Raw genomic sequence first — 25,617 nt, forward strand, 5'->3', positions numbered from 1 at the left:
ACACTTTTGGCCCGAAGGGGTTTGGAGTGGGCTCGAACCTGCATGTCTCATCATCGAAGTATTCCAAATCATAGTTCCTGAAGCTCGCCAGATGCGCTTGACGTGGAACATGTGTCAAAGAGCGCGAACGCAACGTCCCGGGACGAGGGGTTAAAGTCAGGTCGAAAAAGAGTCTCCGAGGCAAGTCACGACGGTCAGGCAGAATTGGCAGCTATGATCGGTTTGCTCTGGCCAGGGAACTCATGGCTCCAAGCACTCAGCCTTGTCTACCTTGCCTCCCGCCTTCTAAGAAGGCGACGATAGCATCCTTGCGCCGCCTTTACACCGTATAGCTTATGCAGGCGTAATATTGTTTTCCGTAGCTTGCGACAAGATCCGCTTTCTCAAGCCCGTTTATGATTTTTCTGGCCTCGCGCCACTGTTCTTTGGCGCCAGAAAAGAAATCACCCAACTTTTTCCCCGTGAAAGAGCCTCTAATCATGCCTTGGAACATGATGTCGGCCGCAGTCGTCATATTCATCGCGAGACTAGGATTCGTGGCTAAATTGGGATCTGTAAGGGCCGCCATTTTGACGTAGTTGGCCTTATGCGTCAGTTGAACAAGACCCCGTCCGAGCCACGAGATACCTTGAGCATCCGGCCGCCAATAGGGACTTGACACCCAAGGCAGCTTTCCAGCAGCGAATGCCTTATCGAGAATCTTGATCGCTTGAGCATCAGTGCTCGCAAACGTTTCTCTTACGGGTTGCATTGTTCGTCCGGTTTCGTGATGTGCCGTGGCGAACATGTAGGCCAGCCAACGATCATCTGCCGTAGGCATCTCCTGTTCCCATTTGTCGAGAATCACAGTGATCCCACCCACCTGCGAACTCGACATTTTTCCATCAAAGAGTCCGAGTCGTGCGTGGTCAAAAAAGAATTTTCTGTTGATCGTCATGTCCTTGCCCCCCTCCATGGCCTGTCGCTACAGTTTCGATCCTCTGCCCTCGACGTTCTTATGAGATGCCGATCCCTGCTCTCGGCCCTGAAACAAGGGCATCGTCAGGCGACATCCAAGCGGGTCTCGGGCCACTGGATAAAGGGCAACTGCGTTCCTCGGCGCACGAGCAGCGAATAATCAATGCCAAGGATCTTGCGGACACTGGCCAGCGCCGCCTCATTCACATGAATGTATGCGACGATGTACCACTCGCCGTTCTGTTCCCTGGCCATGCCCATGGGTTCGGCTCGCCACTTCAGCGCGCCATGATGCGGCATGAAATAGGTTTCCTGGACGCCGCCCACCGCGGTAAGGCCCTCGTCGAGCGCGTATTCCATCACCGCGCAACACAGCTGCGTCAGTGTCCCCCGCAGCCCGGTCGAACGTTTGTCGGGAACGACGAATGTGCGCGTCCATTCCGCCCAATCAGGACGTCTGGGCACGCCCGATTTTTCGCACATGTGAGAAAAAACCTCCGAGACCATGTGCGGCTCGCTCGTTGGGATTAGTCGAGCCGAGGTCACCACGCGACCGTCTTCGATACCGAGCAGATACGTCGCCATATCCGTATCGAACTGGTCCAGCTCGCGACCGTCTGGACTTGGAGGGCGCCAGCGTTTTTGATGCACGAAAAAGTCGTGCCGACGGCGCAGAAACTCGTCGAATTCGTTTTCGTAGAGATGCTTGTTCAGCGCATTGACGACATGGACTTTTATCATTGCGCGATCCCCCGATCGATCTCGGAGGAATAGTTGCAGCCGCCCTAAAGTCCGTCACCTGTCCGATCGGACAGTTGACGCAGCTAAAGCGCGTCGCGTTGAAAACGGATTCATGCGACGCGCTTTAGGTTCTTGGCATGTCGTTCTCCCAAAACCGAGGTCATTTTTGGGCGACATGCATTAAGGGTGGATCAGTCGCCTGCGCACGGCTTCGACGACAGCCTGGGTGGTCGTCGCCACGCCAAACGCCTCGCGTGCCCTTGTCGAATGCCATTTGACCGTGCGCTCGGTCAGGCCGAGAATTTGGGACGTTTCAGATGAGGTTTTGCCGGCCGCGGCCCATAAAAGCACTTCCTTTTCCCTATCGGTCAGCGGGCCTTCGTCGCTGCCATCGTCATTCGACAGGGCCTGGATCGACATGCCGGCATAGACCGCCATGGTGACCAGTTGCACCTGCTGGCGTGGCGACAGGCTGCAACTCTTTTGCGAGGAGGCGAAGGACAGGACGGACTGCCAATGGTGGACGCTGAGCATCGGCACCGCAAAACCACTCAAGATACCAAATTCCGTCGCTTCGCCCGCAACGCGTCTAGAGCCTTCCGTATCAGACCATTTCGCGGGAACATCGGCCCAGAAAAAAGGCTTCAGCGTCTTGGCAGAGTAAATGCAAACGCCGTCGACAGCGGCATGCTCGGCCGCGACATAGCGCTCGAACCAACCCGCAGGCCAGCCGTTCAACTCAACCATCGGCGCCAGCTTTTGCCCGCCAAGGGGAACGCCACTTAGGATAAGGTGCTCGAAGCCAAGATTCCTGACAGTCTCAAGCAGGTCGCCCAGCAGCGGCCCGGTTGCTGTATGCCTCCTGCAGCGTTCGACAAAATCGAACACGTCTGAATCGATCATGCCAGAGACCCCCGCCTCTATGCTGCGACACAAGTATTAGCCAATTCAGCAAGTCGTAATATCCTAATATAGGGACCGGTGTTTTGCCAGCGGCCAAGGAGGGACTGATTGGCGTTTCTTGATGAATTTGCGGTGATTGCGGCGGATTTTGCCGCTCCGGGGCGAAGTGGGGGCTGGAGGTCGTTGGCGATCTGCCGCATACAGCTCCACCGCGACTTGCTGTCGGAAATCAATTTGCTCTCATCCGCCCCTATCCGGATTCAATTTGCTTGGCGCCCCCTCATCCCTAGGGCAAACTTCCCATGGGGCTGCAGGAGGTGAAATGAGAGCACGTGCAGCGACGCTCGGGGATCTCGAGGATGTGTTTCATGGCCTGTCCAAGCGGATGTCGGACGAGTATGCGGCGGCCGGCAAGGACAGCAAGATCGCCTACGACAATCTGATGATGAATTTGAAGGAAGGCCGGGCGCACGCGCTGGTCGAGGGTGAAAAGGCGGTGGCCATCATCGCCTGGCATGAGAACAGCGATGCCGCCGATACGCTGTTTGCCGCGCAAGAGGATTTCTTCCGGGCCTCGACCGTGCGCTTCTGCAAGCGGCATATCAGGCACATCCAGGCGCTCGCCGGCAATCTGCCTATCCATTCGCGCAGCTGGCTGCAGGGGCCTGACGTCGCCAGATGGTTCGGCATTATCGGCTATGTCGAGCGCGGCCAGGAGAACGGCGCCAAATTGTTCGAACTGCCGCCGGCTTCTGCTGCATAGAGCCGCGGGTGACCTGATGTCTGCGCCGTCGTTTGGTTTGAAGCTGTCGCGGAGGCGTCGAGGAGCCGCCCCGGTTTTGCGGGCGCCGCCTAGCGTCCGAAGATGGCTTTCATCAGCGGCAGCCTGAAGCGGCCACTCGAGGGGCGCTGTGCGGCTTCTTTGGTAATCCCGCGGCGCTTCTCTTGCGCAATGAGTTCCAACTCCCGGAACAATCCAGCGTCATAGAACCGAAAGGCCTCGACTTTCCGGAACGCCTTGACACCGGCATTGGCCGTCCACTCCTCGCCGCCTTGCTTGGTGACGGCGACGTGGGTTTCGTTCTTCACAATGCGCGCCAGGCGTTCTTCATCGGGTTTCTCTCCTGGCGCAAAGAACGGGATGACCCTCTTCATGGTCCCTTGCGGGTCGGACACAAAATCTTCGTACCCCACCAACAGACGCTCGAATTTAATCCGGTTGTCCACCCACTTTGCCATGAAGGCAGCCCATCCATCGGTTCGGATGAGTGCGAATTCTCTAAAGCTTTCCTTGGTGTCCGCGCCGCCATCGAGGAGATACAGTTCAAAGTCCGATACGGTTCCAGGCATGAACGACCGATGCTGGACCAGATAAGGAACATCCGGCAGGATCCGGCCCGATAGATCGAAATCGTGGTTCTTCGAGAATTTGACCCCCGGCCGGATGCACGGAAAGGTGCGGCAACAATCAGGATTATCAGTGGGATAAAACAGGCAGTAATTGAAATCGTTGCCGAAATAGCTCAGGGCGAGCCGATGCATCAGGTGATGTCCACTGCGTGGCCAGCTTATGCCGGCGACGTATCTGATTTTCACTTTGGATGATCCCCGAGTCTGCCCTCTTTTGATATCGATCTGCCTAGCTGGCGAACCGGGAGAAGTCTACCGACTTTGACGGGTACCGACTGACATTTAGGACCAGTGTCCGGTGGAATTCGCCAAGCTCGGGCCAGCACCCAACATTCGAGGAAATTGTCCGGCGATCTCCAAACTGCCGGGCCGCCCGGTCGAGAGCGTCAGCCGGTATGGCGGAGCATCCGAGGCTCACCGCCGTTGATTTCCAGGCACTTCCTGCGACTATCGGCATGCGCGCTTGCGGCAGATAGAGGTCGAAACAATGCATTACGAATATTCCGATCATGTCTTCGTCGATCTCGTGCCCGAACAGTTTGGTCCGCTGGAAACCACCGTGGCGCGATATCGCGGGCTTGTCGCCACCGCCTTTCGCTATCGATCCGGCGTTGCCGGTCTTCGCATCAGCAACGCGAAGGGCGAAATCGTCATGCTGCCGTTCCAGGGGCAGCAGATTTGGGACGCAACGTTCCTCAACCGCTCGCTGACCATGCGCTCGATGTTCGACGAGCCGGTTGCGACCCGGGACTATCTCTCCAACTACGGCGCATTCTTCATTCACTGTGGCGCGACCGCTATGGGCAATCCGGGTCCGGACGACCGCCATCCGTTGCATGGCGACCTGCCCAATGCACCCTATGGGGATGTCCAGCTGATCATCGGGGACAATGCCGAAGGGCCGTTCATGGCCCTGACCGGGCGCTGCCGCCAGACTGTCGCCTTCAGCCACGACTATGTGACGCAACCGACCGTGCGGCTGCAGCGCGACGCCACCGGCGTTGCCGTCGACATCGCCATCACCAACCTGAAGCGCTCGCCCATGAATTTGATGTATCTGGCGCACATCAATTTCAGACCGGTAGATGACGGTCGTCTGGTCGACAGCGTGGTCGACGACCGCGCCGACATCATCGTGCGCCAGGTGCTTCCGCCCTTTTTCGCGCCGAGCGAAAGCTACCTTGCCTACCGCGATGCCATAGTCGCCGATCCCTCGCGGCATCGTCTGCTGACCAAGGGCGAGCCGATCGACCCCGAACTCGTGTTGACAATGAAGGCAAGGGCGGATGCAGAGGGCTGGGCGCACGCATTGCAGGTCCACCCTGACCAGACAGCGGATTTCGTCAGCTTTTGCCCTGATGAACTGAATTATGCCGTGCGCTGGATCACGCGCGGCCGCGACCAGGACGCGCTCGGCCTTGTGCTGCCGGCAACTGCCGAACCCGATGGCTATCGCGCGGCCGAGGAAAGAGGCCGCCTCGTTCGCATCGCTCCGGAAGGGATGTTCCGCTGCACCCTTCGCTTTGGCGCGATGGACGCGGACATGGCCGCAAAACAGGAAGACATGATTTTGAGGATCAAGGCCGCGGGCGCCTAGCGGCCTCTCACCGCGAACGCCGCCTGCACAGCGCGGTTGACCGTCACCGGCAGGATCGACATGTGGTTCTCGCCGGCATGCAGTTCGAAACTCGCGCGCACGCCAGGCAGTCTATCGAGGCGCTCGGCTATCGCCCGCGCAAATTCGCCGAGGCGGGTCAACTCTTCGACTCCAAGCGCTTTAACCTCGGTGGCCTTGCGAATTGCACACGCGGCCGCCTTATGGACTGCCCCAGCAAGCGGCTTGCGCAGGGCGACGATTGGCGGGATGTTACTGGACGGGCAACCGGGGCAAAACCGGCAGGCCGAGATCGATGTGGCTGCTGGAAAATGTCGCGAGCTTGCTTCGCCTTTCTTACCTTTGTTGTCTTGCTGAGGCCGGTAGAGGCAGGCGAGCGCATGTCTCATCTGCTTGACCGCTCCAACCTGCCGATCGCCTATTTTCACGAACCAGATCTTGTGACCGCATACGCGACTGCAATGGCGCGCTTCCGTCTGCAGCTCACAGGGCGTCCCGGCGAAACCAATCTTGCGGTCTCTCTCGAACCATCGCTTTTGCGGGCGGAATTCCGTGCGCGGACATGGCGCGCGGCGGACGGCAGCTTGTTGCAAGGCTTCGTCGGCAAGGGCGGCTTCCGATTGACTATCGGTAACTGCCTGGCGCGTATCTGCGCTGCCAGCGAATGCAGCGATGCCGGTTGGCCGGTTTACGCCTGCAGCGACGGACGCAAGCGCAAGATGTCCGTCACGGATTTTGTGACGGCAAGCTTCGATGGCGTCCCCTATCGTCGATTGAGCGCCCCCCCTTCACAGGAATGACGGCGCGCGGTGCCTACCGTCTTACCGAGGCAGGCGTTCAAGGACGGTATTCCTTTCCCTCACCGCGAAGGCAGCCTGCACCGCACGGTTGACCGTCACCGGCAGGATCGACATGTGGTTTTCGCCGGCATGCAGCTCGAAGCTCGCGCGGATCCCAGGCAGAGCGTCGAGGCGCTCGGCCATTGCCCGCGCGAAATCACCTGTGCGTGTCAGCTTCTTCTGCTGCAGGCGCTTTTCCTCGTCCTCCGCGCCGATTTGGAACGGCGCCAGCTTCTCGGTCTCGTACTCGCCGGCCGACAGGATCACATCGGCCGTCAGGCCATCGGGGACGGCCGCCTCGAAGCCTTCGAGAAAGCGGTCGATGGCGCGGTCTTCCCAATAAATGGCGGGGCTGGCGGCGATAAAGGTGCGGAACGAAAGCGGGCGGGTGAACAACGCGTAGAGTGCGAACAGGCCGCCGAAGGAATGGCCGTAAAGCGCCTGGCGCGCCTCGTCGATCCTGGTCCGACTGGCGACCCACGGCTTCAGCTCATCCTCGATGAAGGCCAGGAATTGCCCTGCCCCGCCGGTCCTGACTTCTGATGTGCCCTCATAGAAGGGCGGATAGGTCTTGCCCGGCGGCGGGCCGAGGTCCCAGGAGCGGCGCAGTGGGTCATAAGCGCCGTCGACGGGATAGCCGATGGCGACAATGACGCCCCAGCCGACATTGGTGCCCAAGGGATAGAAGGCCTGCGCACGCATGGCGTCGACCGCCGTGCCGATGACGGCGTTGCCGTCGGTCAAGTAGAGCACCGGCCAGCCGGCCTCGGGCGCCGGCCCGGACGGCACATGGATGAAGACCCGCCAGGGGTCGCCGCCCGCGCTGGACAGGAGATCGTGGACGGTGGTGTCGGCGATCGAGGCTGGCGTCGACTTGGACACGAATATCTCACAGGGACAAAATCAGCGGCGGCGCAACAGCCACATCAGCACCGGGCCGCCGATCAGCGTGGCGACGAGGCCGGCCGGGATCTGGCGCGGAAAGATGGCGGTGCGGCCGACCCAGTCGGCGCAGACCATGATCAGCGCGCCGACGAGCACCGCGCCGACGGCTTGCGGCAGCGCGCGCGACAGGCCAAGGCGCCGCGCCAGGTGCGGCGCCATCAGGCCGATGAAGGTCAACGGCCCGACAACCAGCGTCGACGCGGCAGTGAGCGCTGCCACCATCAGAAGCACCAGAAGCCGCGTCGCCCTGAGGTTGACGCCGAGGCTTTGCACCGTGGCGGATCCGAGCGGCAGCATGTCCAGCCAGCGCATGAACAGTGGCGCTGCCAGGAACAGGCAAAAGGCGATCGTCGAGGTCAAAAGCGCCGAGTTCGCGTCGACGCCATAGGTCGAGCCGGTGAGCCAGTTGAGCAAAAGCATGGCGCGCGGGTCACCGGTGGCGGTGAGCACCAGGATCAGCGCGTCGAACAGGGCGGTCAGAGCGACGCCGGCAAGCAGCAGCCGCTCCGGCGCGTAGGCGGCGCGGCGGCCGATCGCCAGCGTGACCAAGAGGGCAGCGAAGGCACCGATGGTGGCGGCGGCGGTCTGCACTGGGCGGCCGGCATCTGACAGCGAAAACAGCGCCACCATCATGCCGAGCGCGGCGCCGGCGCTGATGCCAAGCACTTCTGGGCTGGCCATCGGATTGCCGGTGAGACGCTGCATCATCAGGCCAGCCAGCGCCAGCATGGCGCCGGCGGCCAGCGCGGCGGACACTCGGGGCAGCCGCCAGGACAACAAGGGTTGCAACTGGTCGCCAAACGCGAATGCCCAGCCATGCGGCCCCGGCGCATAAAGCAGGGCCAGCCCGAGCAGCAGAAGCAGGACGCCGCCGATAACCGCCAGCACGAGGGCGGAGTGGCGAGCGCGCGGCAGGCGCTCCGAACCGAGCGCCGGCGTTTCCAGCCCGAGCGCCAGGCGCGGCAGCAGCCACAGCAGCAGCGGCGCGCCGAGAAGCGCGGTCATGGCGCCGGTCGGCAGCAGGTCACCTTGCGGGCCGGTCGCGATCTGCACGCCCTGGTCGGCAGCCCACAGCAAGGCGGCGCCGATGAGCGACGCCATCACCAGTTGCTGGCCGAGCCGCCGGGCGCCGCCGATGCGGGCAAGGGTCGCGGCGGCGAGGCCGACAAAACCGATGACGCCGACGGCGGCGACGACAAAGGCGATGAGCGCGACCGCCGCCGCCAGTCCGGCGAAGCGATAGGCGCCGAGCGGGACGCCCAGGCTGCGCGCGCCTTCATCGTCGAGGCCAAGCAAGGTCAACGGCCGCACCATCAGCCCGATCAGCAGCGCGGCACCGCCCAGGCGCGGCAAGAGCCACAGCGTCTTCGACCAGTCCTGCTGGCCGAGCGAGCCGGCGCCCCAGATGAATAGGCTCGCCAGCCATTCATGCCGCAGCACCACCAGGGCGGCACCAATGGCGCCGGCATAGAGGCTGACGACGAGCCCGGCGAGCACGACCGAGAGCGGCGACAGGCCCTTGTGCCAGGACAGCGCGAAGACCGCGGCAACGGCGGTGAAGGCGCCGGCAAGCGCCACCCATTCGCGGCCGTAGGCAAGCAGCGACGGCGCAAGCAGCGTCGCCAGCGCCAGCGCCAGATGGGCGCCGGCCGAGACGCCGATGGTTTCGGGCGAGGCGAGCGGGTTGCGCAGGACCTGTTGCAGCACCGTCCCGGCCAATCCGAGGGCCGCGCCGCAGAGAAGGCTGACGGCGAGCCTGGGCAGGAAGGCATAGTGGACGAGCACCTGCCGCATGTCGTCGATATCGGGGCTGGCGAGCGCATCGAGCCAGAGCGCCGGCGGCAATTGCACGACGAGGTTCGAGAGGGTCGCTACGGCTGCAGCGCCAAGAAGCACGACGCAAAGCAGAATCGCGCCCAGGGGATATTTGTCTGATAGGCGAGCCGTCGCCCCACGACCGGGAACGAGGCTGGTGTCGCCGGACAAGATTGCTTGCTGCTCAGCCACCGGCGCGCTCCGCCGTCAGCGCCGCGGCCAGCAGCCGGGCAAAGCGGCTCGCCGAAGGCAGCGCGCCAAACATCAACGCTGGGGCAAGGCGCATGATCGAGCGGTTGCGCACGAAAGGCATGGCGTTCCAGACCGGGCTTTCGGTCAGCGTGCCGCCCGCCCCTTCCGGCAGGGGCTCGAGATAGGCAAGGCGCGCGTCACTCGACGTCGCCAGGCCGTCGATGCCGACGGTCGAAAATCCCCAGTAATTTGTCTCGCCGGTCCAGGCGTTGCGGATGCCGATGCGGTCGAACACCGCCTGAAACAGGCTTTTCTCGCCATAGACGCGCACATTGCGGGGATCGAGAAAGCTGACGGCGTAGATCGGCCGCGCCGAAAGCGGTTCCAGCCTCTGCCTGACATCGGCGAAACAGGCTTCCGTCGCCGCGATCAGCGCTTCGCCTTCGCTTTCCTTGCCGACCAGTGCCGCGAGTTGCCGGGTCGCCTCGATTGCACGCCGATAGGGCTGGCCGTCCGGCGTGTAGATGCCGATCGTCGTCACCGGCGCGACGCGTTCGAGCAGCGGCTTGATGCCGTCGAGATAGGGAGTGGAGAGGATGATGTCGGGGCGAAGCTGCTGCAGGAATTCGAGATTGGGCTCCAGGATCGTGCCGATATCGGCAACTTCAGGCGGCAGTGGCGGCTCGACCACCCACTTCTCCCAGACTTCATGGTCGGCGACGGCGATTGGCGTAACGCCGAGCATCAGCAAGGTCTCCGCCAGCCCGTCGTCCAGGCAGACGATGCGCAAAGGCTTCGCCGCGGCCGCCCGCGGCATGAGTACGGCCAAGGGCAATGCGAACAGCGCAAAAGTGCCGCGTCGGCTTATGCAGCCGCGCGCGGGTTTGGCTGTCCCTCCGGGCCGGGCTTCCTGGTCTGTTTCCAACGTGGCGTGCCTGTTTGCGGACGACGGCCTCGAGCGGCCCATGTCGGTTGACTATAAAACATGATTTTCATAGTCAACATTTAAGATGCAACCGGATATCAACAATCTCGCTGTCGCATGCCTGGATGCTGCGACTCCCCGCCGCAGCCGCGTGGCGCATGCGGGCGTCGAATTGATCGGCGGCATCATCTTTTCCCCGAGAACGGGGCCTATATGGAAATGAGATCACGGCGTGCCGTCAGAGCGCGGGCGGGTGTTGCATTCGAGCCGGGTGCCCCGAAAAAGCGGTGACAAGCGCCGCCGGAACGTGTTGAAGATGACGGCCAACACGGAGAGGGGCGTGCGATCGGGTTGCACTCGGCAAGTGTTGATGGTTTGTTGCCGGTCAGCGGAGAATGAGTGATGCGAGAATCGATCGGTCAAGACGAATACGGGTCGACGAACCCTTTCGATCCAGACGACCTGTCCAATCTGAATGCGATCGGGCCAGCCATGGGCGGCGGCAACGATTTCGAGAAGTACGCGGTCGCCGTGATCATCGTGTTCGGCGCTCTAATCATTGGCGGACTGATGGCCGCATCGATGACCTTTGGCCATCGCAACGGCTTCCTCTTCGCGCTCGGCGGCGCCACCTCGGCCTGGATCTCCGGAAACGCGCTTCTGCTCGACCGGCCGCGCATCTACGCGCTGTTCGTCGGCATCGCCGCGCTGATGCTGATCGCATCGACCGTCACGCTGGTTACCTGATGACCCCGGCCCTACCGTGAGCCGGCGCTATCCGAGAATCCACCTGGGATCAGTATCCGACCGCCTCGCCTGAGGCGGCGCGGCTGTCGATGGCGCCATTGTAGCGCGCGCCGCCGCCCTTCTCGATTTCCGCCAGACTCTTGCCGCCGACCAAGATGCCGGCCGCCTGCCCCCAGGTCTGCCCGCCGAGATCGAGATGGTAGCCCATCCCGGCCAGCAATTTCTCGGTGTCCGGCGACAGGCCGAACGGCTCGACATAAACCGTGTCGGGCAACCATTGATGATGGATGCGCGGCGCGTCGATCGCTTCCTGGATGTTCATGCCGTGGTCGATGACGTTGACGATCGCTTCCAGCGTGATGGTGATGATGCGCGAGCCGCCCGGGCTGCCGATAACCATGAACGGCTTGCCGTCCTTGGCGACGATGGTCGGGCTCATCGATGAGAGCGGTGTCTTCTTCGGCTGGATGGCGTTGGCCTCGCCCTGGACCAGGCCATAGAGGTTGGGCACGCCGGGCTTCTGGGTGAAATCGTCCATTTCGTTGTTGAGCAGGATGCCGGTGCCGTCGGCAACGACGCCGGCGCCGAAGGAGCCGTTCAGCGTATAGGTCACCGCGACCGCATTGCCGTCCTTGTCGATGATCGAATAATGCGTCGTTTCCTTCGACTCGCCAAAACCCTTCGGCATCAGGTCCTGCGATACGCCGGCCCGGAACGGATCGATCTTGTCGCGGATATCCTTGGCATAGGCCTTGTCCAGCAGTTTCGAGACCGGATTGTCGACGAAATCGGGATCGCCGAGCGCCGAGTTGCGATCGACATAGGCATGGCGCATCGCCTCGACCATGACATGCACCGTCTCGGCCGAGCCAGTACCGAGATAAGACAACGGATAGCCTTCGAGCACGTTGAGGATTTCGCAGATGATGACACCGCCGGAGCTCGGCGGCGGTGAGGAGGTGATCTCGTAGCCGCGATAGGAGCAGGTGACGGGTTTCAGTTCGCGCACCGCATATTGCTCGAAATCCTGTTTGGCCAGAATGCCGCCCTTGGCGCCGCTCGCCTTGACGATGGCGTCGGCGATGGCGCCTTTGTAGAAGGCATCGGGGCCTTTTTCGGAAATCGCCGAGAGCGACGCGGCAAGGTCAGGTTGAACCAGCTTCTGGCCGATGCCGTAGGGCTTGCCGTCGGGTTTCAGGAAGGCGGCAGCCGCCGCCGGGTCCTTCGCCAACCTTTCAGCGCTGCCGGCGAATGAGGCGGCATCGCCCTGAGTGAGGATGAACCCGTCCTTGGCATAGGTGATCGCCGGCGCCATCAGATCCTGCCTGGACAGCGTGCCGTATTTCTCGCGCGCCATTTCGAGACCGGCGACCGAGCCCGGCACGCCGACGGCGAGATAGCCGTCGAGGCTGGCGCCCTTCACCGGATTGCCGTCCTTGTCGAGATACATGGTTTTGGTTGCCGCCAGCGGCGCGCGCTCGCGGAAATCGAGGAAGGTCGATTTGCCATCGGCGAAACGGATGGTCATGAAGCCGCCGCCGCCGATATTGCCGGCATTGGGGTAGACGACGGCCAGCGCGTAGCCGACGGCGACCGCCGCATCGACGGCATTGCCGCCCTTCTTCAGCACCTCGACGCCGACTTCCGAGGCCAGATGCTGGGCCGTGACCACCATGCCGTGCTCGCCCTTGGCCGGCGCGGGCGACGCGGCGAAGACGCTGGTCAACGGCGCGAGGGCGAAGGTGATGGAAAGACTGGCGGCGATCAGTGTCCGACGGGTGACGTGCATGGCGGGTTCTCCTGGCGCGGATGCCTAGAAGAACCCGTTGCAGTGGCCGAGTCCACCAGCAACGGTGGGCCAGACGCATCAATTCAGATGTCAGGCGTGTCAGACAATTCCGCCCGAGCCACCGGCAACCGCCGGCCGCTCGGCCGCGACCTTGGCCCGGTAGCCCGCCGCGCGGTAGGCGGCGACCGGATCGATGGCGCCGCCGGCGTTCAGCCGCGCCATGGCCAGGATCGGCTCGACATCGGTGCGGTAGGCCGCCTTCAGGGTTTGCGTCGCCATCAGCGCGTCGTTGGCCTCCTGAAAACCTTCCAGCGCCTTGCGGTCGACCAGCAGCGCCTGCGCATGGGCGCGCTGCACCTCGACCGCCGACAGCATCAGGCTTTCGATCGGATCGGTGACGTTGTGGCTCTGGTCGAGCATGTGAGCGGGATCGAAACCCTCGGCGCCGGACAGTTCGGCATCGACCAGTTCGTTGAAGACCAGGAACAGCCGGTAGGGATCGATCGAGCCGGCGTCGAGGTCGTCATCGCCATATTTCGAATCGTTGAAGTGGAAGCCGCCGAGTTTCTTGAACTGGATCAGCCGCGACACGATCATCTCGATGTTGACGTTGGGCGCGTGGTGGCCGAGGTCGACGAGGCAGAAGGCCTTGTCGCCCAATTCCTTGGCGATGAGGTAGTTGGTGCCCCAGTCCTGTACGACCGTGGAATAGAAGGCCGGTTCGTACATCTTATGTTCGGTGAACAGCTTCCAGTCAGCGGGCAGCCCGGCATAGACTTGCTTCATGGCGTCGAGATAGCGCTCGAACGCCTTGGCGAAATTGACCTGGCCGGGAAAGTTCGAGCCGTCGCCGATCCACACCGTCAATGCCTTGGAGCCGAGCGTCTTGCCGATCTCGATGCATTCGAGATTGTGTTCGACCGCCTGACGCCGCGTGCCGGCATCGGCATGCGAGAGCGAGCCGAATTTGTAGGAGAGCTTCTGGTCCTTGGCGTCGGAGAAGGTGTTGGAGTTCATGGCATCGAAGCCGAGGCCGAAGCGCGAGGCCGCCTGTTTGAGCCGGTTCGGATCGGCCTTGTCCCACGGAATGTGCAAGGAAACGGTCGGCGTCGCCTGCGTCAACTGGCTGATGACAGCGCAGTCCTCGATCTTGTCGAAGATGTCGCGCGGCTCGCCGGCGCCGGGAAAGCGGGCAAAGCGCGTGCCGCCGGTGCCGACGCCCCAGGACGGTATGGCAACCGCGAATTTTTCCACCTTGCCGCGGATAGCGTCGATGGCGATGCCCCGGCGGTCGAGGCGCTCGCCGAGCGAGGCGTAGTCGCGCTCGAGGTCGGGCTTACGCGCGGTGTTGTGGCTGGCGACGAGGTCGGCCGAGATGATGGTTTCGGACAAACTGCTATTCCTCCCAATATGTTCGGGCAGCGCTGCCCCTCATCCGCCTGCCGGCACCTTCTCCCCGTATAGTGACGGGGAGAAGGGCGAAGCGGCTATCGCGTAAAGCTCTGCGCGTTGCCGGCGTCGACGTTGATGATGTTGCCGGTCGATTTGGCCGACATGTCGGAGGCGAAGAAATAGATCGCCTCGGCGATGTCTTCCGGGAAGACCGAGCGCTTCAGCATCGAGCGCGAGCGGTAATGTTCTTCCAGATCGTCCGTGGACATCTTGTAGGCGGCGGCGCGCTGTTCCTTCCACTCGCCGGTCCAGATTTTCGAACCGCGCAGCACCGCGTCCGGATTGACGACATTGACCCTGATCTGCGCTTCCGCGCCCTCTAGCGCAAGGCATCGCGCCAGATGGATTTCGGCGGCCTTGGCGGTGCAATAGGCTGCGGCGTTGGGCGAAGCGGCAAGGCCGTTCTTGGAGGCGACGAAGACGACATTGCCGCCGATTTTTTGGACCCTGAACAGCCGAAATGCTTCCCGCGAGACCAGGAAATAGCCCGTGGACAGGATATCCATGTTCTTGTTCCACAGCGCCAGCGACGTCTCCTCGATCGGCGCCGAGGAAGCGAGACCGGCATTCGACACCAGAATGTCGATGCCGCCGAACTCGACCGCCGTCTCGGCAAAGCCGGCGATGACCTGGTCTTCCGAGGTGACGTTGATGACCACGGGGCGGACAAAATCCTTGCCATAGGCCTTGGCCAGCTCCTCATTGGCGCTGGCGAGCGCTGTTTCATCGATGTCAGCCAGCACGACGCAGGCGCCTTCGCGCAGCAACCGGTTGGCCGTCGCGCGGCCGATGCCGCCGGCGCCGCCGGTGACCAGCGCGATCTGGCCGGCAAGCGACTTCGGCTTCGGCATGCGCTGCAATTTGAGATCCTCGAGCAGCCAGTATTCGATGTCGAAGGCTTCCTGCGCCGGCAGGCCGACATAGGACGAGACAGTCGAGGCGCCGCGCATGACGTTGATGGCGTTGACGTAGAATTCGCCCGAGATGCGCGCCGTCGCCTTGTCGCCGGCGAAGGTGAACATGCCGACGCCGGGCATCAGATAGACCACGGCATTGGGATCGCGAATGGCCGGCGAGTCCGGATGCTTGCAGCTGTCGTAATAGGCCTGGTAGCCGACACGGTATTCGGCGATGTCGTCGGCGAGGCGGGCGATCACCGCATCGACATCAGGCTTTGCCGGATCGAACTCAATGACCAGCGGCCGGATCTTGGTGCGCAGGAAATGGTCGGGGCATGAGGTGCCGAGTGCCGCCAGCGGCCGCAAATCTCTGGAGTTGACGAATTCGAGCACGGCGGCGGAATCGTCGAAATGGCCGAGCTTGTGGCTCTTTTCCGAGATCAGGCCGCGAATTTTCGGCATCAGTTTCGCCGCGATGGCACGGCGCTCCTTGGCATCGAGCGACTTGACCACTTCGCCGCCGAAGATCGCCAGGCCCTCGGCACGGCGCTCGAACCACTCGATCGCCTGGTTGATCACCGAAATCGTCGTCTCGTAGCATTCCTTGGGCGTGTCGCCCCAGGTGAACAGGCCATGGCTTTCCAGGATGACACCCTTGGCGGCGGGATTTTCCGTGCAGAACTTCTCCAGCCACAGGCCAAGCTCGAAGCCCGGACGCTTCCACGGCAGCCAGCCGATGGCGTCGCCGAAAATCTCCTTGGTCAGCGCTTTGGAATCCTTCGCCGCGGCAATCGCGATGATGGCATCGGGATGCATGTGGTCGACGAAAGGCTTCGGCACATAGGCGTGCAGCGGCGTGTCGATCGAGGCCGCGCGCGGATTGAGGTTGAACGTGCAGTGGGGCAGGTATCCCACCATCTCGTCCTCATGCTCGACGCCGCGATAAAGGCCTTTCAGCGCGCGCAATTTGTCCATGTAGAGCGTGGCGAAGCCATCGAGCTTGATCGACGCGCTGTCGCCACCGGAGCCCTTGACCCAGAGCACTTCGACGGTCTCGCCGCTGAGCGGATCCTTCTGCTGGATCTTGGAGGAGGTGTTGCCGCCGCCATAATTGGTGACGCGCTTGTCGGAGCCGAGTGTGTTGGAACGATAGACCAGAAGCTCGGGGTCGCTCATCCCCTTGGCTTTCGCATCATCCCACAGATTGGCAAGGCGCGAGCCGGAGCGCTTGTCGAGCATAGTTATCCTCCCTGGGACGCAAAAAGCCGCGGTCCATTTTGCCGGGAATGTCTACGCAAGCAGCCCGCTTGTCAATCACAAACGATCAACATCAATCATATTGCACTGCACAATGAAATTATATGATCGGAAATGATTGACACTGCTCGTTTTGAGTGCCTAGATGGCCAGGCAGGGAGGAACCATGCACGAAAAAGAGCGCCACAGGATCATTCTGTCCGCCGTCCAGGAAAAGCCTGTGGTGACGGTGCAGGAGATGGTCGACCTGACGGAGTCGTCCGAGGCGACGATCCGGCGCGACATCGCGGCTCTTCATGTGCAAAAGCGCCTGCGCCGGGTGCGCGGCGGCGCCGAGGCGATCTCGCCACCGCAATTCATCGGCCTGGCCGGCCGGCCCTTTTCCGTCAACGAAACGATCAACGCTTCGCAAAAGCGGGCGATCGCCCGCGAGGCTGTCGAATTGTGCGGGGATGGCGAGCCGATCATCATCAATGGCGGCACCACCACCTTTCAGATGGTGCATTTCCTGACCGGCCGCCGCATGCCGATCTTCACCAATTCATTCCCGATCGCCGAGCATCTGCTCAAGCACTCCAAGAACACGGTGATGCTGTCGGGCGGCACGATCTATCGCGAGCAGAACATCATCCTGTCGCCCTTCGACAATGACGTGACGCGCAATTTCTACGCGCGCCGCATGTTCATGGGCGCGCAAGGGCTGGGGCCGCTCGGCCTGATGGAAGGCGACCCGCTGCTGATCCAGGCGGAGCAGAAACTGATCGACCAGGCCGACGAGCTGGTGGTGCTGGTCGACTCCTCGAAATTCCGCAAGCGCTCCAGCCTGATCCTGTGCGGACTGTCGCGCATCGCCACCGTCATCACCGATGACGGTATCGACGATCGTGAAGCCAAGATGTTGGAGACCGCAGGCGTGACGCTGATCGTCGCCCGCAAGTCGGCAAAGGAAGAATCTTCACTGCAGGCCTGAGACACCCTCACGCCCGCAGCGACGATGGAATGCAACGCTCAAGGGAGGATATTCGATGAGCTTTCTGAAGAAATTGATGGTTACAGCGGCGTTTTCCGCCGCCATGTTCGTGAACGCAGCCTATGCCGAAAACGTCAAGATCGCACTGGTGGTGAAGTCGCTCGGCAACGGCTTCTTCGATGCCGCCAACAAGGGCGCCGAAGAGGCGGCCAAGGAACTCGGCGATGTCGACATCATCTACACCGGCCCGACCAAGGCGACCGCCGAAGCGCAGATCGAAGTGGTCAACTCGCTGATCGCGCAGAAGGTCAACGCCATCGCCATTTCGGCCAATGACGCCGACGCGCTGGTGCCGGTGCTGAAGAAGGCCATGGAGCGCGGCATCACCGTCATCTCCTGGGATTCGGGCGTCGCCAAGGAAGGCCGCCAGCTTCACCTCAACCCGTCCGACACCGGCCTGATCGGCGAGACCATCATCAAGCTTGCCGCCGACTATCTGCCGGAAGGCGGCGACGTCGCCATCCTGTCGGCCTCCTCGACCGCGACCAACCAGAATGCCTGGATCGACGCGGCCAAGAAAATCCTGCCGGAGAAGTTCCCCAAGATCAAGCTCGTCGCCACCGTCTATGGCGATGACGACTCGGCCAAGAGCACCGACGAAGCCAAGGGCCTGCTGAAGTCCTATCCGAACCTCAAGGCGATCATCGCGCCGACCACCGTCGGCGTCGTTGCCGCCGCCCAGGTCGTCACCGACGAGAAGCTGATCGGCAAGGTCAATGTCACCGGTCTCGCGCTACCGTCCGAGTTCAAGAAGTTCATCGACAACGGCGCTTCACAGGCCGTGGCTCTTTGGAACCCGATCGACCTCGGCTACTCGGCCGTCTACCTCGCCCATGATCTGGCGGTGAAGAAGGAAGAGGCCAAGCCAGGCGCCACGCTGTCGATCGGCCGTGTCGGCAAGGTCACGCTCGACGACTCGAACTCGGCTGCGATGGCTCCGCCCTTCCAGTTCGACAAGACCAACATCGAGAAGTTCTCCAAGATCTATTGATCTCGGACCCTCTCAAGCTGTCGCGGCGGGGCTCACGTCCCGCCGCGCCTTTAAACGGACCTTTCTTTCAGGGCTTGATACGACCATGGACACGACAGCCCACAACGGCACGGTGAAGGAAGGGCCTTTGGCCTCCACGCCACGCCTGACGCTGTCCGGCATCTCAAAAAGCTTTCCCGGCGTGCGCGCGCTGCACAATGTCAGCCTGTCGCTCTATCCCGGCCAGGTGACGGCACTGATCGGCGAGAACGGCGCCGGCAAGTCGACGCTGGTCAAGATCATGACCGGCATCTACCAACCAGACGCCGGCACGATCGGCATTGACGGCCAGGCCGTCACTCTGCCCAGCGCGCATGCCGCCTTCGGCCATGGCGTCACCGCCATCCATCAGGAAACCGTGCTGTTCGACGATCTGAGCGTCGCCGAAAACATCTTTCTCGGCCATGCGCCGCGATCGCGTTTCGGCACCATCGACTGGCGCACCATGCGCAAAAATGCGCGCGAAGTGCTCGACACTATGCATGCCGGCCACATCGACGCCGATGCGCGGTTGAAGGACCTCGGCATCGCCAACAAGCATCTGGTCGCCGTTGCCCGCGCCATGTCGATCGACGCCCAGATCGTCATCATGGACGAGCCGACCGCCGCCCTATCGATGAAGGAGATCGAGGAGCTCTTCCTGCTGATCGAATTCCTCAAGAGCGAGGGCAAGGCGATCCTGTTCATCAGCCACAAGTTCGACGAGATCTATCGGATCGCCGACCGCTACACGGTGTTCCGCGATGGCGAGATGGTTGGCGAAGGCCTGATCAAGGACGCCAGCCAGAGCCAGATCGTGCGCATGATGGTCGGCCGCTCCGTCGATCATATCTTTCCGCAGCGCAAGGCCGAGATCGGCGCGCCGGTGCTCTCCGTCGCCGGCCTGTCGCACCCGACCGAGTTCAACGACATCGGCTTCGAGTTGCACAAGGGCGAGATCCTCGGCTTCTACGGTCTGGTCGGCGCCGGGCGCAGCGAGGTTATGCAAGCGATTTCAGGCATCACCCGCACGTCAGGCGGCACGATCACGCTGGACGGCAAGGCGATCGCGCCGAAATCGGCGGCGGATTCGATCGAGGCCGGCATCGTCTACGTGCCCGAGGAACGCGGCAAGCAAGGCGTGGTGATCGGCCTGCCGATCTTCCAGAACGTCTCGCTGCCGTCGCTCAAGCGCACCTCCAAGTCAGGCCTGCTGCGACTGTCGGAAGAGTTCGCGCTTGCCCGCTCCTACACCGAGCGGCTGGATCTGCGCGCCTCCTCGCTCAGCCAGGATGTCGGCACGCTGTCGGGCGGTAACCAGCAGAAAATCGTCATCGCCAAATGGCTGGCGACCGCGCCCAAGGTGATCATCCTCGACGAGCCGACCAAGGGCATCGACATTGGTTCCAAGGCCGCCGTGCACGGCTTCATGGCCGAGCTCGTCGCGCAGGGCCTGTCTGTGATCATGGTGTCGTCGGAACTACCCGAGATTCTCGGCATGTCCGACCGCGTCGTCGTCATGCGCGAAGGCCTTGTCGCGGCGGTCTATGACAATAAGGGGCTGGACGCCGAGACGCTGGTCCGGACGGCAGCGGGGATCGCGGCATGAAGGCTTTTCTGAAATACCGGGAGATCTGGCTGGCCGCGGCCATCATTGTGCTGATCGGCCTGATCTCGACACGTTTCCCAGCCTTTGCCGACCCCGGCAATCTGCGCCAGGTGTTCAACGACACCTCGATCCTGATGATCCTGGCGCTGGGACAGATGGTCGTCATCCTGACCCGCTCGATCGACCTGTCGATGGCCTCGAACCTGTGCTTCACCGGCATGGTGGTGGCGATGCTGAATGCCGCGCATCCGGCGATCCCGATCCCGCTGCTGATCGTCATCGCGCTCATCGTCGGGCTGGTGCTTGGGGCCATCAACGGCCTGCTGGTGTGGCGGCTGAACATCCCTTCGATCGTGGTGACGCTGGGCACACTCACCATCTATCGCGGCGCCACCTTCGTGCTGTCCGGCGGCGCCTGGGTCAATGCCGACAAGATGAGCCCGGATTTCATCGGCTTCCAGCGCGCCGCCTTCCTTGGCATTCCGGTGCTGTCGTGGATCGCCATCCTGGTCATCGGGCTGTTCTTCATCCTCATGACGCGCACGGCGCTTGGCCGCTCGATCTATGCGATCGGCGTCAATCCGACGGCATCGGTCTATACCGGCATCGATGTCGGCCGGACGAAATTCATCGTCTTCTGCATCTCCGGCATGATCGGTGGGCTGGCCGGCTATCTCTGGATCTCGCGCTATGTGATCGCCTCGGTCGAGGTCGCCAACGGCTATGAACTCAACATCATCGCCGCTTGCGTCATCGGCGGCATCTCGATCGCCGGCGGCATCGGCTCGGTCGGTGGCGCGGTGCTCGGCGCGCTGTTCCTCGGCATCATCTCCAATGCGCTGCCGGTCATCAACATCTCGCCGTTCTGGCAGATGGCGATTTCGGGCAGCGCCATCATCCTGGCCGTCGTGCTCAACGCACGCGGCGAACGCCAGCAGGGCCGCATCATCCTGAGAAAAATGGAGGCGGCATGACCGACATCCCTGCCCCGCGCCATATTCCCGACCGGCTCGACAAGCCGCTCTCTTCAGCGATCTTTTCCTGGGAAGCGCTGCTGGTCGTGGTGGCCGTCGCCATCTTCGCCATCAACAGCTTTGCCTCGCCCTATTTCCTCGACCCCTATTCGCTGTCGGACCTGACCTACAATTTCACCGAGAAGGGCCTGATCGCCTTTGCCATGGCGCTGCTGATCATTTCGGGCGAGATCGACCTCTCGGTCGCCGCCATCATCGCACTCACCTCGACGATGATGGGCATGGCGGTGCAGGCCGGCGCCGGCACGCCGGTGCTGGTGGCGATCGGCATCGTCGTCGGGCTCGGCTGCGGCGCCTTCAACGGGCTCTTGGTGACAAGGCTTGGGCTGCCGTCGATCGTCGTCACCATCGGCACGATGAGCCTGTTTCGCGGTATCGCCTTCATCATCCTCGGCGACCAGGCCTACAAGGGCTATCCGGAAAGCTTTGCCTTCTTCGGCCAGGGTTATGTCTGGTGGGTGGTGTCGTTCGAACTGGTGCTCTTCCTCATCGCAGCAATCGTCTACTGGTTCCTGCTGCACCGGACGAGTTTCGGCCGCCGCGTCTTTGCCATCGGCAACAATCCGGTCGCGGCGCAGTTTTCCGGCGTGCGCGTCGGCCGCATCAAATTCATCCTGTTCTGCCTGACCGGGCTGATGTCGGGCATCGCCTCGGTGCTGATCACGTCGCGGCTCGGTTCGACAAGGCCGTCGATCGCGCAGGGTTATGAGCTCGAAGTCATCACCATGGTGGTGCTCGGCGGCGTCAGCATTCTGGGCGGCGCCGGCAGCATTGTCGGCGTCGTGCTCGCCGCCTTCATCATGGGGCTGGTGACCTTCGGGCTCGGCCTGCTCAACGTGCCCGGCATCGTCATGTCGATCTTCATTGGCCTGCTGCTGATCATCGTCATCGCCCTGCCGATCGTCTGGCGGCGGCTGCGTGGTAACAGGTGATGCCGGAGAAATACGCGTTCAAGATGAAGCTCAAGCCCGGCATGAGGGCCGAGTACAAGAAGCGCCACGACGAGATCTGGCCGGCGCTGGTCGCGCTGCTCAAGCAGGCCGGCGTTTCGGATTATTCCATCCATCTCGATGAGGAAACCAACATCCTGTTCGGCGTGCTGTGGCGGCGCGACGACCATGGCATGGCCGACCTGCCCAGGCATCCGGTGATGCAGCGCTGGTGGGCCCATATGGCCGACCTCATGGAGACGAAGCCGGACAACGAGCCGGTGGCAGTGCCCCTGGAAACAATGTTCCATATGGCATGAGTGCTCTGCGCCACATCGCCGTCATCGACATCGGCAAGACCAACGCCAAGGTGGCGCTGGTCGATCTCGTTACGCTGAGCGAGGTGGCGCTGCGCCGCATGGCCAATGCGCCGCTGCGCCGGGCGCCCTACCCGCATCACGATGTCGAGGCGCTGTGGACGTTCATCCTAGACAGCCTGGCCAGCCTCAACGGCGAACAGCGCATCGACGCCATTTCGATCACCACCCACGGCGCGACGGGCGCGCTGGTCGACGCTTCGGGTGAACTCGTTTTGCCTGTCCTCGACTATGAGTTCGACGGCCCCGACAGGTTGACTGCGGAGTATGACGCGATCCGTCCGCCCTTCACTGAAACCGGCACGCCGCGTCTGCCGCTCGGCCTCAATCTCGGCGCGCAGGTCTTCTGGCAACAGAAGTGCTTTCCGGCGGAGTTCGCCAGGGCCACGGCGATGCTGATGTATCCGCAATATTGGGCGCTGCGCCTGACCGGCGTCGCAGCCAACGAGATAACATCGCTCGGCTGCCACACTGACCTGTGGAACCCTTGGTGGTACGACTATTCGTCACTGGTGGACGCAATGGGATGGGACCGGCTGATGGTGCCGATGCGGCCGGCGAATGACTGTCTCGGGCCGATCTTGCCGGAGATCGCCAGGCGGACGGGGCTTGATCCGCAAACGCCCGTCCTCTGCGGCCTGCACGATTCCAACGCCTCGCTGCTGCCGCATCTTCTCTCCGACACACCGCCCTTCTCGATCGTTTCGACCGGGACCTGGGTGGTGTCGATGGCCGTGGGCGGCAAGATGGTCGACCTCGATCCGGCGCGCGATACGCTGGTCAATGTCAATGCGCTGGGCGACCCCGTCCCCTCGGCCCGTTTCATGGGTGGACGCGAGTTTTCGCTGCTGACGGAAGGGCAGCCGGAGAACTGGACCGAAGACGATATCGGTGCCGTGCTGGGGCGAAAGACGTTGCTGCTGCCTTCGACCCAGCAAGGGTCAGGGCCGTTCCCACACCAGGCCGCAACATGGCTCAATGCCGATGGCATCAGCAACGGCCAGCGCTTCGCCGCCATCTCCTTCTATCTGGCGCTGATGACGGCGACCTGCCTCGAGCTGATCGGCGCCGACGGCCCAACCACCGTCGAAGGACCGTTCGCCCGCAACCGGCTGTTCGTCCGCATGCTGGCAGCAGCAACCGCACGCAGCGTCATCGCATCGGAGGCCGCCACCGGCACCAGCATTGGCGCGGCATTGCTGGCATCGGATCAGGTAACGACGCACGGCAAGGGCGAAAGAACAGAGCCGCCAACCGACCCGGCCTGGGCGGACTATGTCAGCGCCTGGCGCACGGCGGTCGAAGCACGGGGCTGATCACAGGATCCGCTTGCCGAAGGCAGACATGACAAAGTTGACCGTGTCGGTGCCGATCCGAGGCTCCAGATCCGCGACCAGGCCAGAAACATCCATGGACAGCAAGCCACCGGAGAGCGCGATCGCCTCCATCGCCTGATGCGTCTCGCGCACCGTCAGCCCGCCGGAGCCGGCCGCCCAGCCGGCGAATTCGGTGGCCGTCGGCGAATAGCTGACATGAAAACCTTGCGTGCCCGATGTGGCTATGCGGATCGCCTCGTGCATCAGGTCGCGCATGCCCATGGCGTCGATGTCGGTCATGGTGAAGGCGGACACCCGCGAATCCTTCAGCACCCGCGCCTCGGCCGGATCGGCGTGGCGCAGGCCGACGATGACGACATTTTCCGGCGACAGCTGCGGCTGCAGCGCGCCGGCCTTATGGTCGAGACCGAGCGTTCGCGCCAGAACCGAGCCCTCCGGCAGGTCGATGCCGTCCTCATCCTCGGGCATCAGGGCGGCGATGGAATCGATCCAGATCAGGCCGAAGGAGTGCGTTGCGCGCGCCGTTGCGGTCAGCGCCTTGTGGGCGATACGGCGGTCGGTGCCAACACTCAGTCGGATCAGCCCGGAGGGTGGCCGCTCGATGTCCGCCAGTTCGACGACGTCGAAATTCATCGCCTCCAGCCGCGCGCCGGTTCCCTCGCGAGCGAGGATGCCGGCGGCCTCCTGTTCGGCCGAGATCGACACCATCTTGCGGCCGGAAAAGTCGGCGACGTCATGCATCGGCGCCTTCTCGACATACTCCGACGTCATCGCCAGCAGCATGGCACCATAGCTCATGCGGAAGGCGACGCGGTCGCCGACAGTGGGCCGCGGTTCGGCGTCCTGCACATCGAGCAGCAGATGGTCGCTGGAGGCACCGAGCACCCTTATCCCCTTGGCGATCGGCGTCAGCCCTTCGACCAGCACGTCCTCGCGGCCGATATTGGCGATGGCACGCAGCCTGTCGCCCTCGTCGGGGAAGACCGGCTGGTTGCCGAAGGCGTCGTAGCCGGACTCGCCGATCGGCCGCGACGGCTTGAGCTTGACCTCGATGATGTCGCTGGTCAGGCGGCAGGCATCCGGCTCGAGTTGCGGCCACGGCACATCGCGGAAGGTCTCGACGCCGCCTTGCAGGATGGCTTCGCCGACCCTGAGATTGTTGATGCCGGCAGGCAGCTTGCCTTCGAGCAGCAGCGTCAGAGATGACGAGGCGCCGCCCGAGATCCAGTCGAGGCTTTTGCCGGACAGCCGCTCGGTCTTGTAGGCATGGGCGACGAGCTGGCCGAGATTCTCCGGCGTCGGCATGATGGCGCCGAAGCAGCCGAGATTGGTGCCGATGCCGGCGATGCGCACGCCCTTGAACTCAAGGATCCGCTCGACCGTGGGGATCAGGTCGCTCGGCCAGATGCCTTCGCGGAGGTCGCCGAGGTCGATCATCAGCATGATGTCGTGGACGCGGCCCATGCGCTCGGCGATGCGCGAGATTTCGCGGATGGTGGCGAGTTCCGACTGCAGGCTAATGTCGACGGTGCGCACCACCTCCTCGATGCGTGCCATGGGTGGACTGCGCAGCAGCATGATCGGCGCATTGATGCCGCTGTCGCGCAGCCGGCGGATGTTTTCGAACCGCGATTCGGCAATGCCAACAACGCCGCCGCGCAGCATGGCGCGCGCCACTTGCGGCATGCCGCACGTGCCTTTGGTGACACCGAACACCTTGATACCCGATAGCGCACAGCGGTCGACGATGGTGCGGGCGTTGCGCTCGATGCGGCCAAGGTCGATGGCGACTTGCGGTCCCGACAT

General features: G+C 62.8%; 22 protein-coding genes and 1 pseudogene. 11 read left to right on the forward strand and 12 right to left on the reverse strand.

The features are described 5' to 3' along the window. Positions 1–319: 319 nt before the first annotated feature. The 3 genes from JN279_RS37495 to JN279_RS37505 form a co-directional block, all read right to left on the reverse strand. Entirely contained in the window at positions 320–937 is a 618-nt protein-coding gene (locus JN279_RS37495) for a hypothetical protein (RefSeq protein WP_096458517.1), read from the reverse strand. Positions 938–1,041: 104 nt separating this feature from the next. Beyond that, a complete protein-coding gene (locus JN279_RS37500; protein ID WP_096453520.1) occupies positions 1,042–1,698 on the reverse strand; it encodes an acyl-homoserine-lactone synthase in 657 nt (218 codons plus the stop codon). A 180-nt stretch (positions 1,699–1,878) separates the two neighbouring features. Next, positions 1,879–2,601, reverse strand: a complete 723-nt coding sequence (locus tag JN279_RS37505) for a LuxR family transcriptional regulator (RefSeq protein WP_096453519.1) — start codon at positions 2,599–2,601, stop codon at positions 1,879–1,881. Between the two features lie 322 nt (positions 2,602–2,923). On the opposite strand from JN279_RS37505, the gene JN279_RS37510 reads away from it, so the two are divergent. After that, entirely contained in the window at positions 2,924–3,364 is a 441-nt protein-coding gene (locus JN279_RS37510; protein ID WP_096453516.1) for a hypothetical protein, read from the forward strand. Between the two features lie 89 nt (positions 3,365–3,453). On the opposite strand, the gene JN279_RS37515 is transcribed toward JN279_RS37510, so the two are convergent. Further along, positions 3,454–4,143: a hypothetical protein gene (locus JN279_RS37515; protein WP_096453515.1), complete on the reverse strand. Its 690-nt coding sequence runs from the start codon at positions 4,141–4,143 to the stop codon at positions 3,454–3,456. Between the two features lie 355 nt (positions 4,144–4,498). On the opposite strand from JN279_RS37515, the gene JN279_RS37520 reads away from it, so the two are divergent. Continuing rightward, positions 4,499–5,608: a DUF4432 family protein gene (locus tag JN279_RS37520; protein WP_202351655.1), complete on the forward strand. Its 1,110-nt coding sequence runs from the start codon at positions 4,499–4,501 to the stop codon at positions 5,606–5,608. Here JN279_RS37520 and JN279_RS37525 read toward each other — a convergent pair. Next, positions 5,605–5,760, reverse strand: a pseudogene (locus JN279_RS37525) (alpha/beta hydrolase); the annotation flags it as partial. The gene JN279_RS37520 and the pseudogene JN279_RS37525 sit on opposite strands and share 4 nt — an antisense overlap. A 246-nt stretch (positions 5,761–6,006) precedes the next feature. Here JN279_RS37525 and JN279_RS37530 point away from each other — a divergent pair. Next, positions 6,007–6,426: a hypothetical protein gene (locus JN279_RS37530; RefSeq protein WP_202351656.1), complete on the forward strand. Its 420-nt coding sequence runs from the start codon at positions 6,007–6,009 to the stop codon at positions 6,424–6,426. A 21-nt stretch (positions 6,427–6,447) separates the two neighbouring features. On the opposite strand, the gene JN279_RS37535 is transcribed toward JN279_RS37530, so the two are convergent. From JN279_RS37535 to JN279_RS37545, 3 genes are read right to left on the reverse strand one after another with little or no spacing between them, the layout of a single operon-like run. Continuing rightward, entirely contained in the window at positions 6,448–7,353 is a 906-nt protein-coding gene (locus JN279_RS37535) for an alpha/beta hydrolase (protein WP_202353888.1), read from the reverse strand. 15 nt (positions 7,354–7,368) lie between these two features. Beyond that, complete coding sequence (fhuB, locus tag JN279_RS37540) at positions 7,369–9,417, reverse strand: Fe(3+)-hydroxamate ABC transporter permease FhuB (RefSeq protein ID WP_202351657.1); 2,049 nt, start codon at positions 9,415–9,417, stop codon at positions 7,369–7,371. Further along, positions 9,410–10,234, reverse strand: coding sequence for an ABC transporter substrate-binding protein (locus tag JN279_RS37545; protein WP_096458514.1), 825 nt, complete (start codon positions 10,232–10,234; stop codon positions 9,410–9,412). Before JN279_RS37545 ends, fhuB begins: the two co-directional genes overlap by 8 nt. A 510-nt stretch (positions 10,235–10,744) precedes the next feature. Here JN279_RS37545 and JN279_RS37550 point away from each other — a divergent pair. Next, positions 10,745–11,089, forward strand: coding sequence for a hypothetical protein (locus JN279_RS37550; RefSeq protein ID WP_096453505.1), 345 nt, complete (start codon positions 10,745–10,747; stop codon positions 11,087–11,089). A gap of 49 nt (positions 11,090–11,138) precedes the next feature. Here the strand turns inward: JN279_RS37550 and ggt are convergent, their stop codons facing one another. The 3 genes from ggt to JN279_RS37565 all read right to left on the reverse strand — a co-directional run bounded on the left by ggt (position 11,139) and on the right by JN279_RS37565 (position 16,468). Continuing rightward, positions 11,139–12,878: a gamma-glutamyltransferase gene (gene ggt / locus JN279_RS37555; protein WP_202351659.1), complete on the reverse strand. Its 1,740-nt coding sequence runs from the start codon at positions 12,876–12,878 to the stop codon at positions 11,139–11,141. A gap of 99 nt (positions 12,879–12,977) precedes the next feature. Then, positions 12,978–14,270 (reverse strand): L-rhamnose catabolism isomerase, encoded by a 1,293-nt coding sequence (gene rhaI / locus JN279_RS37560; protein ID WP_096453501.1) that lies wholly within the window; start codon positions 14,268–14,270, stop codon positions 12,978–12,980. A 95-nt stretch (positions 14,271–14,365) separates the two neighbouring features. After that, the gene (locus JN279_RS37565) at positions 14,366–16,468 is read right to left on the reverse strand and encodes a bifunctional rhamnulose-1-phosphate aldolase/short-chain dehydrogenase (RefSeq protein WP_096453499.1); all 2,103 of its coding nucleotides are present in this window, start codon (positions 16,466–16,468) and stop codon (positions 14,366–14,368) included. Positions 16,469–16,652: 184 nt separating this feature from the next. On the opposite strand from JN279_RS37565, the gene JN279_RS37570 reads away from it, so the two are divergent. From JN279_RS37570 to JN279_RS37600, 7 genes are all read left to right on the forward strand, one after another. Next, positions 16,653–17,456, forward strand: coding sequence for a DeoR/GlpR family DNA-binding transcription regulator (locus JN279_RS37570; RefSeq protein ID WP_096458511.1), 804 nt, complete (start codon positions 16,653–16,655; stop codon positions 17,454–17,456). Positions 17,457–17,511: 55 nt separating this feature from the next. Beyond that, positions 17,512–18,507 (forward strand): rhamnose ABC transporter substrate-binding protein, encoded by a 996-nt coding sequence (gene rhaS / locus JN279_RS37575; RefSeq protein WP_096453497.1) that lies wholly within the window; start codon positions 17,512–17,514, stop codon positions 18,505–18,507. A gap of 85 nt (positions 18,508–18,592) precedes the next feature. Further along, positions 18,593–20,134, forward strand: coding sequence for a sugar ABC transporter ATP-binding protein (locus JN279_RS37580; RefSeq protein WP_096453495.1), 1,542 nt, complete (start codon positions 18,593–18,595; stop codon positions 20,132–20,134). After that, entirely contained in the window at positions 20,131–21,108 is a 978-nt protein-coding gene (locus JN279_RS37585) for an ABC transporter permease (protein ID WP_096453493.1), read from the forward strand. Before JN279_RS37580 ends, JN279_RS37585 begins: the two co-directional genes overlap by 4 nt. Continuing rightward, positions 21,105–22,100: an ABC transporter permease gene (locus JN279_RS37590; RefSeq protein WP_096453491.1), complete on the forward strand. Its 996-nt coding sequence runs from the start codon at positions 21,105–21,107 to the stop codon at positions 22,098–22,100. Before JN279_RS37585 ends, JN279_RS37590 begins: the two co-directional genes overlap by 4 nt. Then, the gene (gene rhaM, locus JN279_RS37595; protein ID WP_096453489.1) at positions 22,100–22,417 is read left to right on the forward strand and encodes an L-rhamnose mutarotase; all 318 of its coding nucleotides are present in this window, start codon (positions 22,100–22,102) and stop codon (positions 22,415–22,417) included. Before JN279_RS37590 ends, rhaM begins: the two co-directional genes overlap by 1 nt. Then, positions 22,414–23,790: an FGGY-family carbohydrate kinase gene (locus JN279_RS37600; RefSeq protein ID WP_202351660.1), complete on the forward strand. Its 1,377-nt coding sequence runs from the start codon at positions 22,414–22,416 to the stop codon at positions 23,788–23,790. Before rhaM ends, JN279_RS37600 begins: the two co-directional genes overlap by 4 nt. On the opposite strand, the gene JN279_RS37605 is transcribed toward JN279_RS37600, so the two are convergent. Beyond that, entirely contained in the window at positions 23,791–25,617 is a 1,827-nt protein-coding gene (locus JN279_RS37605; protein ID WP_202351661.1) for an alanine racemase, read from the reverse strand.

The sequence above is a fragment of the Mesorhizobium sp. 113-1-2 genome, from assembly GCF_016756475.1.
Taxonomy (GTDB): domain Bacteria; phylum Pseudomonadota; class Alphaproteobacteria; order Rhizobiales; family Rhizobiaceae; genus Mesorhizobium; species Mesorhizobium loti_C.